The organism is Brotonthovivens ammoniilytica (genome assembly GCF_025566885.1).
GTDB lineage: Bacteria > Bacillota > Clostridia > Lachnospirales > Lachnospiraceae > Brotonthovivens > Brotonthovivens ammoniilytica.
Genome location: NZ_JAOQJQ010000002.1, coordinates 280,146 through 299,387, shown reverse-complemented (window position 1 = coordinate 299,387; position 19,242 = coordinate 280,146). Strand labels below are relative to the sequence as shown.

Sequence of the window (19,242 nt, the reverse complement as noted above, 5' to 3'; positions counted from 1 at the left end):
ATTTAAAACTTAAATACAGCCACCCCGTATTCAGGAAGATCATATGCAATGGAAAATTCCCTTCCATCGCATTCTGACTTCTCCGCCTTGTATACAGCAGGACGTTCTCTGCCTTCACCACCAAAACGCGCTTCGTCACTGTCCAGAATCAAAGTGTACTGTTTCTTTTTCGGTACGCCAACCCGATAATCAGGCCGGGCTACCGGTGTAAAATTACATACAAACAAAAGACTGTTTCTCCCCGTCTTTCCTCTTCGGATAAAACTAAAGATACTCCGATCTCCGTCATTGGCATTAATCCACTCAAATCCTTCCATCTGATCATCCATATGATACATAGACGGATATTTTTTGTAAATATGAAGCAGTTCTTTTACAAATTCCTGAATCTGTCTGTGCTCAGGTTTTTCCAGAAGAAACCAATCCAGCTCCCGCTCTTCACTCCATTCTCCAAGCTGGGCAAAGTCCTGTCCCATAAACAGCAGTTTTTTGCCGGGATGCCCCATCATAAACGCATATCCCACTTTCAGATTCCGGAACTTATCCTCATTTAGTCCCGGCATCTTATTAATCATGGAACACTTTAAATGCACCACCTCATCATGAGATAACACAAGAATATATTTTTCACTGTAGTTATAACTCATAGCAAAGGTCATCCTGTTATGATTAAATTTCCTGAAATAAGGATCCAGCTTCATATAATCCAGAAAATCATGCATCCAGCCCATATTCCACTTATACGTAAAATTTAAGCCCCCGTCTTCAGCCTTCCCGGTCACCATAGGCCATGCCGTTGACTCTTCAGCAATCATCATTACTCCCGGATTTCTTCCAATTATCAGCGTATTAAGATGCTTGAAAAACTCGATTGCCTCCAGGTTTTTATTATCACCATATTCATTTGCCACCCATTGTCCGTCCTGCTTTCCATAATCCAGATACAGCATGGAAGCTACCGCATCTACCCGCAGGCCGTCTATATGAAACTGCTCAATCCACAAAAGCGCACTGCCTATCAGGAAATTTTTCACTTCGTTTTTGGCATAATCAAAAATTTTTGTTCCCCAGTCAGGATGCTCTCCTTTTCTTGGATCCGCATATTCATAAAGACAGGTACCGTCAAAGCAGGCAAGTCCATGGGCATCCCTGGGAAAATGAGCAGGAACCCAGTCAAGGATTACACCGATTTTATGCCGGTGGAGATAATTTACAAGATACGCAAAATCCTCCGGTGTCCCATAGCGGGAAGTAGGCGCATAATATCCGGTAACCTGATATCCCCAGGAACCGTCAAAGGGATATTCTGCAATCCCCATAAGCTCCACATGAGTATACCCCATTTCCTTCACATATTCTGTCAGCTGAGGAGCAATTTCCCTGTAGGTATAAAAGCCATCATCCTCACTTCCCGGATGGCGCCTCCAGGATCCCATATGAACCTCATAAACAGAAAGGGGCTGATCATACACATCCTCATGCTCTCTGCGCTTCTCCATCCAGGCCTGATCTGTCCATCTGATCTGCTCAATATCCGTAACCCGAGAAGCAGTCCCCGGTCTTAATTCCGCATAATTTGCATAAGGATCTGCTTTATAAAGCATTTCTCCGCTTTCTGTCTCTATCAGAAACTTATACAGATCTCCCTGGCGGGCAGCGGGAACAAATGCCTCATAAATACCGTTTGGCCCCAGACACTTCATTGGATTTTTTTTCTCATTCCAGTTATTAAAGCTTCCAATTACCCAGACATTTTTTGCATGAGGAGCCCATACGTCAAAGTAAACACCGCTGGTTTTTCCCCGTTTCCCAGGATGAGCTCCCAGCTTTTTATAAATATCATAATGTGTTCCCTCACCAAACAAATACATATCATATTTTGTTACATTCCCCATACAATTATCCCCCTTAATTTTCAAAATCTTTCTCGCGAAGAATCAGAAAATCATTTTCATTATATTTTTTGGAAAACAGCACGCCAAAAGCTTTCTTAATACCGCCGCGTTCCGCACTCTCGATAGCCTCGTCCACAATCTCTCTTACCTCTGTCAGCGTTGTAGCCCGCTCCAGCTTCTGAATATTATTGATTCTGTTATACAAAGCCAGAACTCCCATCTCATCAATCGTACATTCCATTTCTTCGGCATAAGACTTAGCAAAATCCACCAGCTCATCAATCGTAAAGATCGGTATATTAATCTTTTCTGTAAACTTTTTGGCAAAGCTGTAATTGCTTTCCATTACCATTTTAATACCGGATTTCGTATCTTCTAGTACAACCACAAGCCCCTGGGTATTCCCTTCCATAACCTGCGACATATGCTCTACTGTTTCCGGCAGCAGATTTCCAGCTTTTTCTACAATCAGATAGCCGCCTTCAAGCTTAGGCACCAGCGCAGAAAAATCTTTTGTGTTCAAAGCCTCCGCACTGATCTTCCCGATTTTTCCTTCTGTGTCTCCGCAGGACATCTGAATTGCTTTTATCAGGCTTGTAGCCAGAACCGTCTTACCGCTGCCTTCAGGTCCCTGAATAATAATATTTCCTGCCAGTGAAGTAATTGTCTTTGCCCTGGCAGTAGCCCCAATTAAAATCTGGCAGATCTGCTCTTCCATCCCCGGAACAGGAAGGAAATACGAAAACAGGGTTCTCTGCTCTTTGGTAAGTTCTATGGTTTCCTGAATATCTTCCGGTTCAATCATTTCAGCCATAATATCTTCCGGAAGAGATATAGAATCCGGTATATCTTTAATCTCTACACTGGCATTTTCCTGCATAACTTTTGTGGCCTGCTCAATTGTTTTATGCAGGTCTACATTACTCTCTTGTGTGTCTGCATCCTGCTCATCTTCTGCCGCAGGTATATCCGCTGCATCACTTCCGTTCTCTTCATGGCTTTGTGCAGCTTCAGGCTCTTTCACAGTCTGATCTGCCGTCTCCTCCTCCATAACCTTCACCAGCTCATCGCTGTCATCCTGCAGGGTTCCGCTTAATATTTTATCAATACCCGCTGTTGCTTTCGCAATACGCTCGATTTCCTCTAGCAGTTCTCTATGAGCTTCCTCCAGTTCCTGTGGGCTTAATGTATTGGCGCTTTGTCCACCGGCCTTTAATTCATCTGTATCGTCCGCTTCTGATATATCCTTCGCCGGCTCTGCCTCTTCTTCTGGCTGCTCTTCTTGAATCTCGGATGGCGCTTCCTGGGGCTGTTCCTCCTTAAGCCCAGATGATGTTTTTTCCAGCTGCTCCTCCTGATTCTCAGATGGTGCCTCTTCCCGTACCTCTGCAGCTGTTTCCTCATATGGCATCTCTTTGTCCTGATTTACAGCATCCAATTCCAGCTGTGCTTCCTCTTCATCCAGATAATCACTCTCATACAAATCCCGGACAGAGCCGCCCGCTTCCAAAATAGGCGTCACTTCTCTGAGTTTTTCCATAAGATCCTGGGTTTCCTGCAGTGCTTTTCTTTTGGCAATCTCAAGTTTTTTCTGTTCTGCCACAGCGATAGCCGCTTCAGCAGCACGCCGGGTTTTCTCCCACTCTGCAAGAACTTCCTCAATACTCATCTGCCCTGTAATCTGGCGCTCAATCAGTGGAGATGACGGCACATTCATACTGATCTGACCATCAGCATCTTCAGCCAGAAACTCCTTAAAATCAGATTTAAGGGAATTATCTATCTGCTCATTAATAAAGTCCTCATTAATAACCGGATCATCCTCTTTTTCAAGATGCAGATATGGGATATCCTCAACCATTTTTTTCACAGAATCCATGGTATCGGATACTGCATCCTTTTCCGTGGCATTCATAATCTGCTGCATACTCTTGGCAAGCTCTTCCTGCAGATTTACCGTATTAAATTTGCTTGCAGTTACATTTGGCTCCTGCACCGTAACAGGCGTTTTTACTTCTTTCTCAGTCTCCTGTACAGTCTCAGATACCGGTCTGTGCTCCGCCTTTTGACAATATCTTCTGTACTTTTCCTCCTGCGCCTTTGTCAGCGGCTGATATAAAAGCTTTAATTCCAACGCTTTCTCCACATATTCGCCATCGCCAAACCAGAGGATCAGTTCATCACAGGTTTCCACACACTTTTGTCCCATCTCAGCTTTCCTGTAAAGTGCCGCCAGCTCATATACCCATTCCTCTGTGTATTCTTTATCTTTGAGCTCTTCAAGAATACTAATCCGGTTAGCCAGGGGTTCTTCTTTTAGACAGCTGATTTTATATCTTAGAATATATTTCTTTGTATCATTGGATGCAATTTCAGAAAACTCACCATAATACTCCTCTGCTGCTTCAATGTCCTTTGCTTTAATAGCAATCTCAGTCAGCTTATAGACAATGTTTCTTCCAATGGGAGAATGGTCATATGCCATCAAAAGAAGTTCTCTGCTGTCTTCGTAGCGGTCCATTTTATCATATATATCGCCAACCATACATAATGTAGATGCATTTCGCACTTTTTTCCAGTTAATAGAATCCGCAAGCTCTGCTGCAGTAGCATAATCTCCTTCTGCCACCAGATTTTTTAATTGTTCCAGTTTTAATTTGTATTCATATTTATCCACTTCGTCACCTCATACATCTGTTTATTTCGTATAAGCAGTATTTCCTTTATATAACGTAAAAATAAGAATCCTCAGTAATTATTCTTATTCTCTGATTTTCCATAACATATTATATGTCTTTCCCAGGACTCATATAGAGAAATTATAACACACTTCTGTTTTGATTGACACATTACTTCTTTATTTACTCCTTAATTTTTTATAAAAGAATAAAGAATCCTGGGAACAAAAAACCGCCTGTGGCTTAAGGCGGCCACGGGCGGTAACTTTCTGTCTGTACTTGTTATACATTTAATCTGTCTAAAATTTCCTGTTTTGATGCTACCCCTGAGGAGCGGCTGATTACATTTCCATCCTTGATGACTACAAGTGTCGGAATTGTCATAACATTAAACTGTGCCGCAAGTTCAGGCTGTTCATCCACGTTTACTTTGCAGATCTTTGCATCTTTTACTTCATCGGCAAGTTCCTCAATAGTAGGCAGAAGCATCTGGCACGGTCCGCACCATGCTGCCCAGAAATCAACTAATACAGGTTTGTCAGAATTCAAAACTTCACTGTCAAAATTTTCCTTGGTAATGTGTAATGCTGCCATATGTTTATTCTCCTTTATATGTTTTTTAATGGGTTTCTTTCTATATTTACTGTCCGAAATGTTTCCGGCCAGTTTTAATATCTGTTTTTATTATACCTTTTTTTTATTATTTGTATGTGATAATATCACATTTCCAAAAAAAGGTGTGATTCATTTGCAACAGAATCAACACCTTTCTTTTTTATTTCACAAACAATTTCCGTCTGAAGCAATCCAGATAAAGCCTGTTCATGTACTGATACATCCTATACCCGGTTATAATTAATCAGACATCCCTTTAAAATAATACTTCTTTCATCGTCTGTAAGCTCTCCGATTCCCAGAGTAAACGGAACCATACCATCCTGGCTCACAACATATGCGTCAATACCCGAAACTTTATTCTCTACCGCTTTCTTAATATCCGGCACAAACAAATAATCTCCATTTTTAAACGGAAGCATTCCTGACGGAATTAAAAACGGAAGCATTCCCCAGTTAATTAAATTAGAGCGGTACCGTTTTGTAGCATATTCATTTGCAATATTAGCCCATCCACCCAGCACTTTCTGACAGGAAGCCGCCTGCTCACGGGCAGAACCGTCTCCCGGTTTCACTGCAAAAATGGTACTTCCGATACCCGTATTTTTCCAGGATGCATCCGGGAAATCTTTTTTCACAGCATTGATTACCGGAATAATCTCCGGCAGCACATCCTCAGGCCGCTCACCTGCAGTTCTTGCTTTTTCTGCATTTTGAACAGCTTTTGCCCGGCCAACATACTCCGGATCCTTTCTGGACAGTGTAAACTCAGCCAGTCCTAGAGGATTTGAACGGTAAGAAGAGGTCTCTCCGGACGGAATCAGTTCATCAGTAGTAGTAACCGGATCATGAATCTCAGATACCACTTTCAGAATCAAATTATCTGTAAGAGCGCTCATCTGAGGCCAGTCTTTGATATTCGGACCAAATTTAATCTCAACAGACGGATCGGCCACACCATGGCTGTCAAATACACGGTTCTCATAAATCGTCTTATCAAAGAAATATTTTGCCCCTGTGTATTCCAGATCCAGATCTGTGGCAGGTGTCAGGTATCCTTTGTTGGCTGCTGTAGCAGCAATGGAGCGGGCATCCATCAGTGCAACTGATGCAATCTGGCCGCTCTGAAGCTTAGAACCTTCACGGTTGGGGAAATTACGTGTAGAATGGCGAATAGAAAATCCATTATTACTTGGCGTATCCCCGGCGCCAAAGCATGGGCCGCAGAATGCAGTCTTCATAATCGCTCCCGTCTGCATAATCTTAGCGGCCGCTCCGTTGCGCACCAGTTCCATATAAATAGGCATAGATGCCGGATAGACACTTAAGGTAAACTCATCCGGACCGATGCTCTTTCCTTCCAGAATATCTGCAGCGTCACAAATATTTTCAAAACCGCCGCCTGCACAGCCCGCGATAATACCCTGATCTACATACAATCTGCCGTTTCTTACTTTATCTTTCAAAGAATATTCAACCGCTCCGTCAAGACTTACCAGTGCCTTTTTCTCTACATCATCCAGAATATCCATCAGGTTCGCATTCAACTCCTCAATGGTATAAACATTACTTGGATGGAAAGGCATTGCAATCATCGGTCTGACTGCGCTTAAATCCACTTCCACACAGCCGTCATAATATGTAACAGCTGCCGGATTCAACTCTTTATACTCTTCACTTCTGCCGTGAATTTCATAGAACTCTTTAATTTTATCATCTGTTTTCCATATAGAAGACAGACAGGTTGTCTCTGTTGTCATAACATCAATACCAATTCTAAAATCAGCACTTAACGCATCCACACCAGGTCCAACAAATTCCATAACCTTATTTTTCACATAACCGTTTGCAAATACCGCTCCGATAATGGCCAGCGCAACATCCTGAGGCCCCACACCTTTGGCAGGTGTTCCTTTTAGATAAATCGCAACTACCTCCGGCATATTAATATCATAGGTCTGGCTAAGCAGCTGTTTTACCAGCTCCGGACCTCCCTCGCCCATTGCCATGGTTCCCAGGGCTCCATATCTTGTATGAGAATCTGAACCCAGAATCATTCTTCCACCTCCTGCAAGCATCTCTCTTGCAAACTGGTGGATAACAGCCTGATGGGGAGGAACATATACTCCTCCATATTTTTTAGCGCAGGTGAGACCAAACATGTGGTCATCTTCATTAATGGTTCCTCCTACTGCACACAAACTATTATGACAGTTTGTGAGCACATAAGGAATTGGAAACTTCTCAAGCCCCGAAGCTCTGGCCGTCTGAATAATTCCAACAAATGTGATATCGTGAGATGTCAGTTTATCAAATTTGATTTTCAGTTTGTCCATACTCCCGGATGTATTGTGATCTTTCAGAATATTATATGCCATTGTACCGGCCGCCGCTGCTTCTCTAGAAGCTGCCACACCAGTTCTTGCCGCGAGAATGGCAGATGCATCCTGATTTGCCTCTACGATCTCGGTACCATTTACAAGGTAAATACCTTTGTCATGCAATTTAACCATTTTTACTCCTCCTGTTATGGTATGAAAAAAGGCAGTGATGATATAACCGCCGTCAATTTTCTGCTGTCATATCTTTTAATTATAATAACCAAACTGTCAAAAATCAAATATTATATTATATAAGCCGTCTGAACTTTACCTCCGCACAAAACAAATCTGCGTCCATACTGACTTCAAACCTGCCGTTCATCAGCTCTGTCAGAGTTTTCGCAATGGAAAGTCCCAGTCCGCTCCCTTCTGTAGATCTCGCGGTATCTCCCCGCACAAACCGTTCCGTCAAATCTTTTGCAGGCAGTGAAACAAGCTCCTCTGATATATTTTTGATGGAAAAGACTACCCACGCTTCCTGTCTGTATATTTCCGCATATACCCTTGTATTAGGCATCGCATATTTTCCCACATTGTTATATAAATTTCCGATAACTCTCCAGAGCTGTTTTCCGTCTGCAAAAATCATCATGCTTTCATTTGGAAATTTACTGATTACATTTAAGCCCCTCTCTTCTAGACGTTCATTAAATTCTCCTCCGGTCTGGCGTATCAGCTCAATAAAATCAATTGCATCCATATGCAGCGTCAGATTGCCTGAAGAAATCTTTGAAACTTCCACCAGGTCCTCCATCAGGGATTTCAGCCGAAGCGCCTTCTGCTCCAGCACTTCAATATACTGGGCTGCATTTTCATTTTGAATATTCTCCCTCTTTAAAAGCCCCACATAATTGACAATCGCAGTCAGCGGCGTCTTCAAATCATGAGACACATTTGTAATCATATTCGCTTTCATACGTTCATCTCTTACACTCTCGTGTATGGCCTTAGACAGTCCCTCCGCAATATGATTCACACCTTCTGCCAGTTCACGCTCAGTCCCGCTGTATTCTTTTAAATCCAGCTTATAATCCAGATTTCCTTCCGTAATCTGTCGGATACCTTCCTGAATCCTGCGCCTGCTGCTAATCCACTTTGAAAGATAAATAAACACGCAGAAAATAACAACTGCAATGGCCGCATATGACCAGATATATCCCTTTCCAAAAGCAAGATATCCCAGAAAGAGACTAAGCAGTGCAAGGCAGCAAAAATATACTACCAGTTTACCGGACATATACCGCTCTTTCAGAAACTCTCTAAATCCGCTAAGACACCAGTGGCACAGACTATTTTCCCAGAACTTTTCTGCCTTTATCCGTCTTGCCAGACTCAGATAAAAAGCCATAAATACCATATCGGCCACAAAGGTAAGACTTCCGGCAATAATCATCGTACCAGAAGTATTAAAATCCTGAACCCTTACCTTCATGGCAAGCGCTACAATCCCCACCAGTCCGGCCACCATCAGACCAACTACCAGCTCTGTTTTTACCTTATCAAATTTCGCCAGATGAAGCTCTTTATCATCTCTCCTGCGCCCGGCTGCAACAGTTAAATAACAAAGGCCAAACAGCCATCCGATACCGCTGACCACAATCAGCAGCAGACTCATCCTTGCCCAGGGAAACAGCTTATTAAATTCCTTCTTTGCGATTGAAAAGTCATCCTCATGCTGAAACGTCTTGTCCACACCAATAATAATCTTTACATTATCCAGCTGCAGATTATTGTATTTGCGCATATTGCGGTAGTATGCATTTTCCATCCCGCCAACATTTGTATCAAAATAATAGGCAGAACTGTCATAATACAGATAAGCTCCCAGAGCCTCTGCCTGGGCATATGCCCGCTCCTCACCAAGATCAGTGTCCATATTTGTATACAGACAGGTTCCGTCTTCCCTGCCCACCCAGTAATACAGATTGCTGGAGCCATTATCAAATTGGTTCAGATATTTTTTATACAGATTAATCTCACTTTCCTGGGCGCCGTCCTCCCTGGCCCGTTCCTCATCAAATCTTCCATCTGTCTCATAACTGAGCCGCATTTTCACATAGCTTAAAACGTTATTCGTCTGGGTATTAAATGTGCGTTCAAAATATCCGCTTTCCACAAACTCTGAATTTCCCAGATCTCCAAGATTCAGCATATTCTGATTGATACAGCTTTGCAAAAGCACAATAAACACTGCAAGACTTACTGCAAATATCCCCTGAAGGCCAAACAGTACAGCTTTTACCAGTGTTCCATACCGTTTCCTGTCTACTTTCATACGCTACCTCGATGATGTCTTTTCAATCTTATATCCAACGCCCCACACTACTTTCAGATAACGGGGCTCCTTTGGGTTGATCTCAATCTTCTCTCTGATATGACGGATATGTACCGCCACCGTATTATCCGCCCCAATGGCCTCCTCATTCCAGATATTCTCATAGATCTGGTTAATGGAGAAAACCTTTCCCTGATTCCGGACAAGCAGAAGCAGAATATTATATTCAATAGGTGTCAATCTGACCATTTTCCCGTCCACAGTTACTTCTTTCAGATCATCATTAATAACCAGTCCGTCTACCTGGAACACTTGCGCGGCATCTTCCTCTGCCGCATTTCCAAGCTTCGTATAACGCCGGATCTGTGAATTTACTCTGGCCACCAGCTCCAGCGGATTAAAAGGCTTTGCCACATAATCATCCGCCCCGATATTCAGTCCCAGAATTTTATCTGCATCTTCCGTCTTGGCAGAAAGTATGATAATGGGAATATTGCTGTTTTCCCGGATCTTTAATGTAGTACGTATCCCATCCAGCTTCGGCATCATAACATCCATAATAATCAGATGTATATCTTCTGCCTTCATCACCTCCAGCGCCTGTATGCCGTCATGTGCTTTCAGCACGCGGTAGCCCTCCTGCTGCAGGTAAATTTCTATAGATTCTACAATAGATTTATCATCATCACAAACCAAAATATTTTTCATACCGGTTGTCACCTTCCTGTCTGTTTTCTGCTAACTCTCATTTTTTCCGCTGCCTGCTCCTGGCAGACCTTGTTTCTCTTATTCCAAATCTTTTGGAACAAGTTCTTTCATCAGATCTTTCAGGCGGCTTTTCCAGCCAGGCACAGCCTCCCGGCTTCCTTCTGCCTCCTGCTGCGCCCGCCGTTCATCTTCAAGCACCGCTCTGCGGATGGCCTCTTCATCCACGGTGTACACTTCCTCTTCTGGCTGTACTTCCTGCACGCCCTCCTCCTGGGGCTTCTCCGTCTTCTGAGCCTCCCCTGGCTCATCTAAAGCAGGTTCTTCCTGCCGTGCGTCTGCTTTCCTTTTAAAATATTCTGCATCAAAATTTATTTTAATTTCCGGTTTTTCTGCTGCAGGTTCCTCAGAAGGCGGCACATACCCGGCTTTTGCATCTTCCGGCGATATCCCCGCCTTTTCAAAATAATCTCCGTTGATTTTTATCTCCGGGGATACTCCGGGGGTATAAGTCCGCTCCCGCATTTTTCCGGTATCAGACGCCGGCCCGTTTTCTTCCCTCTCCTGGCTGTCCTTCATCCTGTTCTGGCGTCTTACATCTTCTAGGAGCTTCTGATATGTCCTTGTATCTGTCAAATCATTCAGCTGCCCTTCTAGTTCCAGCTCGTGACTTTTTACAAGATCTTTCTGCTCCCTTAATTCCTTTTTAAAACTTCTGAATACATCCGTCATGGAATCATTGGCCTGATCAATCAGCGCCTGAACCTTCCCCAGCATATCTGCCGTATATAATACAGAGGCTGCATAAATGTCATCTGCTTTTTCCGAAGCCTCATCCATCAATGCTTTTCCCCTGTGTTTAAACTCCCGCTCCGCCCGGTCACGGCTGGCGCGTGTATGCTCATACTGATCCATCATTTCAAAAAGCCCCTGATTCAGCTGATCTAGAAGCGCTAAAAACTGTTTCCGGTCTATAATTACTTTATCGGGATGCTGTTCAAGACTTTCACTTTTTGAAAATGTTACGTGAATCGCTTTTAATACTCTTTCTACTTTATCCTGCGGACTCATTTTTTCGCCTGCCTTTCAAAAAAGGCCCGCTGTCCCATACAGCGGGCCTTTTCACTGGTTTCTCTTTTTAAAATCATATCACAGCATTACACTGGTGTCTACTTAAGGAATTGTGAAATCTTTATTATTTTTTCCTGTCTTTTTTTCATCATGCAAGCATCTTTAAGATTTCCGGAAACGGCTCTAAACTCCGCTTTAAAATGCCTGTCATATATGCAATACTAATCCCATAATTCGTGATGGGAGTCTCCTGATCCAGCGCACATTTTATGCGGTATTTCATCTCTCTTTCATTTAACATACATCCGCCGCAATGTATCACCAAAGCATACGGACTTAAATCCTCCGGAAATTCTGTTCCGCTGGTAAAAGCAAACTTTATATTTTTCCCGGTATGCTTTAAAATCCAGCCCGGAAGCTTCACTGTTCCAATATCGTCACATTGTCTGTGATGCGTACAGCCCTCGGAAATCAATACTGTATCCCCGTCTTTTAACCGCTCAAGCATGGTTACACCCCGGACCATTTCCGCCAGATTTCCTTTATATCGGGCAAATAAGATAGAAAAAGATGTAAGCATGATATCTTCTGGAGTATCAGCGGATGCTTTTTCAAACACCTGGCTGTCCGTAATCACAAGTTTTGGTTTTTCTCCCAGTTTTTTTAATGTCTCTTTTAATGTATTTTCTTTCGTGACAACCGCCGCTGCATCTGCCTCTAAAATATCCCGGATGGTCTGCTGCTGTGGAAGAATCAGTCTTCCTTTTGGTGCGGCTTTATCTACAGGCACAACCAGCACTGCCAGATCCGACGGTCTTAGCAGGTCCCCGACAATTCTTTGATCCTCATTCTCTTTGGGCGCCTGCTTTGCAATGAGCTCTTTTAACTCTGTGATATTTGTACCCAAAACTGCACTGACAAAAATCAGATTTTTTTCTCCCTGCAGCATATGACAGACAGCTTCCTTCTCCTGCTGATTCAAAAGCTCCGATTTATTTACTGCAATAACATATGGAATTTTTTTGTCTTTAAACCTCTGAATCAGTTTTTTTTCCGGCTCCTCCACGCCGCTTCCGGCATCTGCTACCAAAACGGCAATATCCGTCTTATTAAGGACCTGGTAGCTCTTTCTGATACGCAGCGCCCCCAGTTTTCCTTCATCATCAAGCCCCGGTGTATCAATCATCACCACCGGCCCCAGCGGAAGCAATTCCATTGCCTTACTGACTGGATCGGTAGTAGTTCCTTTCACATCTGAGACAATAGCAAGGCTCTGGCCTGTTATTGCATTAATGATGCTGGACTTGCCGGCATTTCTTCTGCCAAAAATCCCGATATGTACACGATCCGATGATGGTGTTGCATTCAAACTCATTCCTTTTCCTCCTTTATGCGGGCCTGTCTGCCCAGTAATCTCCCCGGGCTGTCACCAGCGTATAGCCTATCGCCTCCATTTGTTCCTGGAGTCTGAGTTTAGACTCCGCCGCCTCTGACCCGGTATGCAGTTTATTATCATACAGCTCATATTTTGCCCGGACCCCGGAAGGAGAAAGATTCGGCATTACTACATTTGCGCCGGCTAAAATCCCCCGCTCTCTCCCGTCTGCCGCTATTGTTCCAAGAGCTGTTGTAGCTGGCAGCAGCACGCCCGGCAGCATCAGCCGCAGCAGTGAAAGCATATAAAGCGTCAGTTCCGCTGTACCGCTTTTCTCATTGGCAAAGGGTGTGTCATGGTGTGGAATAAACGGGCCGATTCCCACCATCTGAGGATCCAGATCTTTTAAAAACAGCATATCTTCTGCCAGACATTCAGTAGTCTGGCCTGGTGAACCAACCATAAATCCTGAACCGGTCTGGTATCCAATCTCCTTTAAATCCCGCAGGCACCGCATGCGATTTTCCAGAGAAAGAGAGGCAGGATGCAGCTTTCGGTAATGTTGTTCATCCGCCGTCTCATGCCGCAGCAGATACCTGTCGGCCCCGGCATTAAAATACAGCTGGTAGCTCTCCCTTGATTTTTCTCCCAGAGATAAAGTCACTGCACAATCCGGATGCTGGCATTTAATGGCGCTGACAATCTGAACAATCATCGCATCGGAAAAATAAGGGTCCTCTCCTCCCTGCAGAACAAAGGTGCGAAATCCAAGTTCATATCCTTCCCTGCAGCACTGCAGAATCTCTCCCCTGGTAAGGTGATACCGGTCCGCGTTCTTGTTGCTTCGCCGGATTCCGCAGTAAAAACAGTCATTTTTACAAATATTGCTTACCTCTATCAGTCCTCGGATAAATACATGATTGTTATAATAACGTTTTCTGATTTTTACTGCTTTTTCCGAAAGATAAGCTGCAAGCTTTGGTGTCCGGCCATCAATGAGCCTGATCCACTCTTCTTTTTCTAACATTCTGTCTGTTTCCAGTTTATCAATCAATTTCTTTAATTCTGTCTGCCTGTCCATTTTTCACTTCTCCCGCCTATCCGGCTATTTTACAGCTTCTTTCGGCAGTTTTGAATATACCGTTTTGGCCGCAACACCTTTTAACATTCCAAGCTTTCCTGAAAGAGTGCTGATAATATCAGCAGGTGCATCCACTGCCACACTAATCAGGGAAATTCCTCTTTTTTGATAGGGGATTCCCATTCTCCCAATAATATACGGCGAAAACTGATGGAGTAAATGGTTGAGTTCATCAACACTTCTCTGATCTTCTACTACAATTGCAATCATTGCCACTCTGTTATCCAAACAATTTCTCCTTTCAATGACAAACCGGCATCCTAAACGGATGCCGGTAATAAACAAATTCAAAAAATAAATCATCTTATCTGCTTTCCTGTCAGCCCTGCTTTCAGTCAGCACATGGATTCTTCACTTATGGTTTGCGGTAAGAATTCTATCTGTCCGTGCACCTTGGAACTATCTTATCATTCTATCTTAAGATTTACAAGCGTTAGTTTTTTAACGCTTCAACCGTATCCTCTTTCGAATACATCTTGCGGCGGCGGCTGCCCCCACTACTGTAATAGCACCTGCTGATACTGCTATGGTACAGATAATAACTGCATATTTGCTGGGATTTTTCAGAAGATCTGCGGCCCTTTTACTATTATCCACCAGTTTTCTTCCATGCATTGTCTTATAATATGCAGGCATCACCCTTGTCTCTCCCTCTTTCTCAAAGGTGAGCATATACTCCGCCAGCGCTTCCCATGCCTTTATCTCATTACCATCTTTATCATACAAAATGCAGCTTTCAAGATCTTCTATCTTTTTCCCGTTTTTATCTTTTGGCGTCACAGACAAAATACCATAAGACAGCTTTTCCACCTCTTTTAACATCTGTCCGGTGTACAGATCTGAAACTACAAAGTATAGTTCATCATCTCTGATTTCTTCATAGGCAGTGCCGCCGGCTCCCTGCCATGGAGCTGCCGGCTGTCTAATAAGCTTTGCCCGGGTTACCTTATTCAAAATCATCCTGTTGGGGTTAAAGGTATACGTAATTCCACTGGCATACAATCTGGCTGATTTCATAAAGTCTGAAAGGGAAGCATCAATCTCAGCCGCCGCTAAAAGCTCATCCCCGGTTAGATACACTCCAATCAACGGATATCCAGCCCTGCGGTCCGGCCCGGTCCCCAGAGAATATGACTTAAATACTTCTTCCACCGTAATAGAACCTGTAGTAAAAGTATCTCTGACGCATCCGCTGGGCACTACCGCTACATCCGCCGGCGGTGTTCCTGCCGCCAGTTTACAAGCCGCATAATAAAATGCATCCGAAACCAGATTGCCAAGATTATTTTCCGTTTTACTTTTATACAGGTCGTCTTTTGTAGCAAACAGATAAGGATTCTCACACAAAACCATATCTCTGGTGAATCCGTATACGGATAAATATTCCCTGTCAATCAGTTCAGAAAACTGCTCCAGCCGTTCAAGTACTCCCTGATCGGAAGAAAATTCATTATTCATGGATACCAGTTCATAATCTCTTATCTCCCAGCGTCCGTCCTCTTTCTGAACCAAATCCAGTTTCCCCATCTGCTTGCCGTACTCGCCGCAGGACACAATCGCGGTATTTCCAACCTTTATAGGCTGTTTTAGTTTTGTGTGGGTATGACCACTCACAATTAGATCCAGCTCAGGCACCTCCTCCGCCAGAATTTCGTCTTCGGATGTCTCGGGATTCCCGGTGGTCCCACTGTGAGACAGGCATACAATCAGGTCTGCCTCTTCTTCATCCTGAATCTTTTTTACAGTCCGCTTTACCGCTTTCACAGGATCTTCAAACTCCAGGGCACAAGAAGGTACACATTCCAGCGCATCTTCTCCAAATACCCCAATAACTGCAATTCTTACATCACCTTTCTGAATCATAGTATAGGGCTTTATTCCATATTCCTCAAATGCATTCTTCAGCATTTGCTGCTCCTGATTCAGCTGTTTTTTCCATTTTACATTGCACAGCACAAATTCCGGCAGGGCTTCCCCGCTCTTAGCAGCACGCTTTAACATCCTGGCAAGTCCCTCTGACCCATAATCGAATTCATGATTACCAATGGTAACAGCATCATATCCCAGATAACCAAACATGCGAAGCTCCGGTGCTTCCGTCTCATAAAGCATCTGGTATACCGTACCCATAGAAAAATCTCCTCCGTCCAATAAGAGCGTATCCGGACTGCTCTCTTTTTCCTGCTGTATAAATGTCATCATCCGTCCCATGCCGCCAATCATTGTTTCGGTATCCCCCTCAACAGTTGGAAACGTATCCAGATGGGAATGGATGTCGTGAGAAAAGACCACATGCAGCTGCTTTGCCTCCTGCTCTTCTGCGCAGACCGAAAAAAAGGCCGCCAGAAAAGTAAAAAAAGCAGCGATGGCTGCGGTCCACAAACTCCGCCGTTTCATATTCCCCCCTTCCTATCCCTCAACACCACAGTTTTGGGGGAATCCATTTTATTTTATATTTTTATTAATTCATACTGATCGCTGCCAAGGCCGATCTTAACAGCATGCTTAATAGAAGACTTCCAGTTTGTATCCGGATGTGTCAGGCCAAAATAATCCTCGTCATGATCAAAATGCTTATGTTCTTCCTGTTTCTTTATATGATCGCCAAGAACACTTCCATCAATTACCGGCTGCTGATTACAAAGATCTGCGCAGGCCACATCCAGAGCTACCGGGTCAAAAGACGCCAGCATTCCCACATTTGGAATAATCGGAATATCATTTTCCCCATGGCAGTCACAGTATGGTGATACATCACAGATCAGGGCAATGTGGAAACAGGGCCGGTCCTTACAGACAGCATAAGTATATTCTGCAATCTTACAATTCAGAATATCATTTGTCTCATCATTAGGAGCTGTTACGGCATCTTTTGGACAGACTCCGATACACCTGCCGCAGCCAACACATTTATTATGGTCTATAAACGCCTTTTTATCCGTAATTGTAATTGCATCATGGGCGCATACTCTGGTACAAAAGCCGCAGCCAACGCAGCGTTTCTGTACAGCAAAGGGCTTTCCGGCGCTGTGCATCTCCATTTTCCCTGCTCTTGAGCCGCCTCCCATACCGATGTTTTTCAATGCGCCGCCAAAACCGGCAGCTTCATGGCCTTTAAAATGAGTGAGAGAAATAAGGATATCCGCGTCCATAAGTCCGCGGCCAATTTTAGCTTCTTTTACATATTCACCGTCAACGGGGACCAAAACTTCATCGGTACCTTTCAGGCCATCCGCAATGATCACATGGCATCCGGTAGCATAGGGCGTAAATCCATTCATATAAGCTGTCTCTATGTGGTCAAGAGCATTTTTCCTAGAACCTACATATAGTGTATTGCAATCTGTCAAAAAAGGTTTGCCCCCTAACTCCTTAACAGCATCGGCCACCACCCTGGCATAATTAGGCCGCAGAAATGCCAGATTTCCATATTCACCAAAGTGAATTTTAATTGCCGCATATTTATCTGTAAAATCAATATTCCCCATTCCTGCAGTTTTTATCAGACGATTTAATTTCTGCAAAAGATTTTCACGAAATGATGTTTTAAATGTTGTAAAATATACCTTTGATAATTCCATAGTACTAATTTCTCCTTCCACAAAAAATCCTGCAAATGCAGATGCTTTGCCTGTGCAGTCTGCATCAGCGATATACATTTTGTTCCATTTTCTTATTGCTATCATAGCACAGCCTTTTTAGAAACCCAAGATCTTTCATTTTCAGCCTGAATGTTTTGATAGTCAAAGTTTTTTTACAAAAACTCTTGAATTTTTTTTTATTTTTTATAATAATAGGCTCAATAAATGCCTGCCAGGAAGTGAGGGATCAATATGCAGATAATAAAAACTTATGGAAATATAATAAAGAAAACCGCCGCCGGGCATCCGTCTGCCGCATTCCGTATGATAAAAGCAGGGCTCCGCCTAGAGCAGTTCCGGACAGGATATTTGATGGATAAACGCATTCCAAAAGCTTATCAATACCTGAACAACTATGCCATCGGAAATGTTTTATGTGCATTAAAACACCCGGGCCGGACAGCCTGGGTCAATTTGTTTACACCTGTGGAAATCCTGCAGTGTTTTGGGCTGTATTGTCTTTCCGCCGAAGCCCTGTCTTCTTATCTTTCAGGCTTTTACATAGAGGATGCCCTTATTGATTTTGCCGAAAGTGAAGGCATTGCTTCCACACTCTGTTCCTATCACAAAACTTTTATCGGTGCCATTGATTCAGGTCTGATTCCTCCGGCGGCTTTTGCCACCACAACTTCAATGATCTGCGATGCCAATGTTAATACCTTCCGCCATCTGTCCCAAAAGCACAATGTTCCATGCTATATGCTTGACATACCGGAAGAATTTACAGAAGAAAGTCAGAACTATGTAGTAATACAATTAAAAGAAATGATTGCCATGCTGGAAGATACGTTCCACAAAACGCTGGATTTAAAAGAGCTGTCATACATCCTAGAACGGGAAAATCTGTCCCGTCAGTACTATCTGGATTTTTTACGTGTATCTGCACACAAAGACTATCCATCCACATTAACCCTGCAGATGTTTATGCTGTTTGCCACACATTTAAGCATCGGTACACCGGAAATGCTGTATTTCTTCCGTACGATGTATGAAGAGGTAAAAACAGCACCTCCGTTCACCGGGCAGAAGCTTTTCTGGATTCATTTGTTTCCCTATTACCAGAATACGCTGAAAGAGTATTTTAACTTAAACGATAACTATCAGATACTTGGCACGGAAATGAATCTGGATTACCTGGAGCCTCTTGACGCATCACAGCCGCTCAATGCCCTGGCAAAAAAAATGATCTGCAATCTTTATAACGGCTCTTATCAAAAAAAAGCTGATCTGGCGGCATCTATCGCAGAAAAACTGGGGGCTGACGGGGTTATCAATTTCTGCCACTGGGGATGCAAACAGTCATCCGGAGGTTCCATGCTGCTTCGGGAAACCATGCAGAAACACAACCTTCCGCTGCTGATTTTAGACGGCGACGGAGTGGACCGCCGAAACAGCCATGACGGTCAAATCAGGACCCGTCTGGAAGCGTTTCTGGAACTATTAAAGCAAAATAAAGGAGTGTAAT

General features: G+C 43.5%; 13 protein-coding genes. 1 reads left to right on the top strand and 12 read right to left on the bottom strand.

The annotated features are described in order from the left end of the window. Window positions 1–2: 2 nt before the first annotated feature. The 12 genes from glgB to OCV88_RS05815 form a co-directional block, all read right to left on the bottom strand. The gene (gene glgB, locus OCV88_RS05870; RefSeq protein WP_158424646.1) at window positions 3–1,895 is read right to left on the bottom strand and encodes a 1,4-alpha-glucan branching protein GlgB; all 1,893 of its coding nucleotides are present in this window, start codon (window positions 1,893–1,895) and stop codon (window positions 3–5) included. A gap of 13 nt (window positions 1,896–1,908) precedes the next feature. Beyond that, window positions 1,909–4,572, bottom strand: a complete 2,664-nt coding sequence (locus OCV88_RS05865; protein WP_158424645.1) for a hypothetical protein — start codon at window positions 4,570–4,572, stop codon at window positions 1,909–1,911. A gap of 283 nt (window positions 4,573–4,855) precedes the next feature. Continuing rightward, window positions 4,856–5,167: a thioredoxin gene (gene trxA / locus OCV88_RS05860; protein WP_158424644.1), complete on the bottom strand. Its 312-nt coding sequence runs from the start codon at window positions 5,165–5,167 to the stop codon at window positions 4,856–4,858. Window positions 5,168–5,412: 245 nt separating this feature from the next. Then, on the bottom strand, window positions 5,413–7,701 hold the full coding sequence (locus tag OCV88_RS05855; protein WP_158424643.1) for a hydratase: 2,289 nt from the start codon (window positions 7,699–7,701) through the stop codon (window positions 5,413–5,415). A gap of 115 nt (window positions 7,702–7,816) precedes the next feature. After that, the gene (locus tag OCV88_RS05850; RefSeq protein WP_158424642.1) at window positions 7,817–9,844 is read right to left on the bottom strand and encodes a HAMP domain-containing sensor histidine kinase; all 2,028 of its coding nucleotides are present in this window, start codon (window positions 9,842–9,844) and stop codon (window positions 7,817–7,819) included. 3 nt (window positions 9,845–9,847) lie between these two features. Then, window positions 9,848–10,552 carry a response regulator transcription factor gene (locus OCV88_RS05845; RefSeq protein WP_158424641.1) on the bottom strand — a complete coding sequence of 235 codons (705 nt, stop codon included), beginning with the start codon at window positions 10,550–10,552 and terminating at the stop codon, window positions 9,848–9,850. Between the two features lie 78 nt (window positions 10,553–10,630). Next, the gene (locus OCV88_RS05840) at window positions 10,631–11,620 is read right to left on the bottom strand and encodes a hypothetical protein (RefSeq protein WP_158424640.1); all 990 of its coding nucleotides are present in this window, start codon (window positions 11,618–11,620) and stop codon (window positions 10,631–10,633) included. Between the two features lie 148 nt (window positions 11,621–11,768). Further along, complete coding sequence (hydF, locus tag OCV88_RS05835) at window positions 11,769–12,995, bottom strand: [FeFe] hydrogenase H-cluster maturation GTPase HydF (protein ID WP_158424639.1); 1,227 nt, start codon at window positions 12,993–12,995, stop codon at window positions 11,769–11,771. A 13-nt stretch (window positions 12,996–13,008) separates the two neighbouring features. Further along, on the bottom strand, window positions 13,009–14,076 hold the full coding sequence (gene hydE, locus OCV88_RS05830; protein WP_158424638.1) for a [FeFe] hydrogenase H-cluster radical SAM maturase HydE: 1,068 nt from the start codon (window positions 14,074–14,076) through the stop codon (window positions 13,009–13,011). 24 nt (window positions 14,077–14,100) lie between these two features. Next, window positions 14,101–14,364: a TM1266 family iron-only hydrogenase system putative regulator gene (locus OCV88_RS05825; protein WP_158424637.1), complete on the bottom strand. Its 264-nt coding sequence runs from the start codon at window positions 14,362–14,364 to the stop codon at window positions 14,101–14,103. Between the two features lie 213 nt (window positions 14,365–14,577). Beyond that, window positions 14,578–16,533 (bottom strand): bifunctional metallophosphatase/5'-nucleotidase, encoded by a 1,956-nt coding sequence (locus OCV88_RS05820; RefSeq protein ID WP_158424636.1) that lies wholly within the window; start codon window positions 16,531–16,533, stop codon window positions 14,578–14,580. A gap of 53 nt (window positions 16,534–16,586) precedes the next feature. Further along, entirely contained in the window at window positions 16,587–17,717 is a 1,131-nt protein-coding gene (locus OCV88_RS05815) for a DUF362 domain-containing protein (protein ID WP_158424985.1), read from the bottom strand. A 252-nt stretch (window positions 17,718–17,969) separates the two neighbouring features. Here OCV88_RS05815 and OCV88_RS05810 point away from each other — a divergent pair, with 252 nt between their 5' ends. Next, on the top strand, window positions 17,970–19,241 hold the full coding sequence (locus OCV88_RS05810; protein ID WP_158424635.1) for a 2-hydroxyacyl-CoA dehydratase subunit D: 1,272 nt from the start codon (window positions 17,970–17,972) through the stop codon (window positions 19,239–19,241). The last annotated feature ends 1 nt before the right edge of the window (window position 19,242 follow it).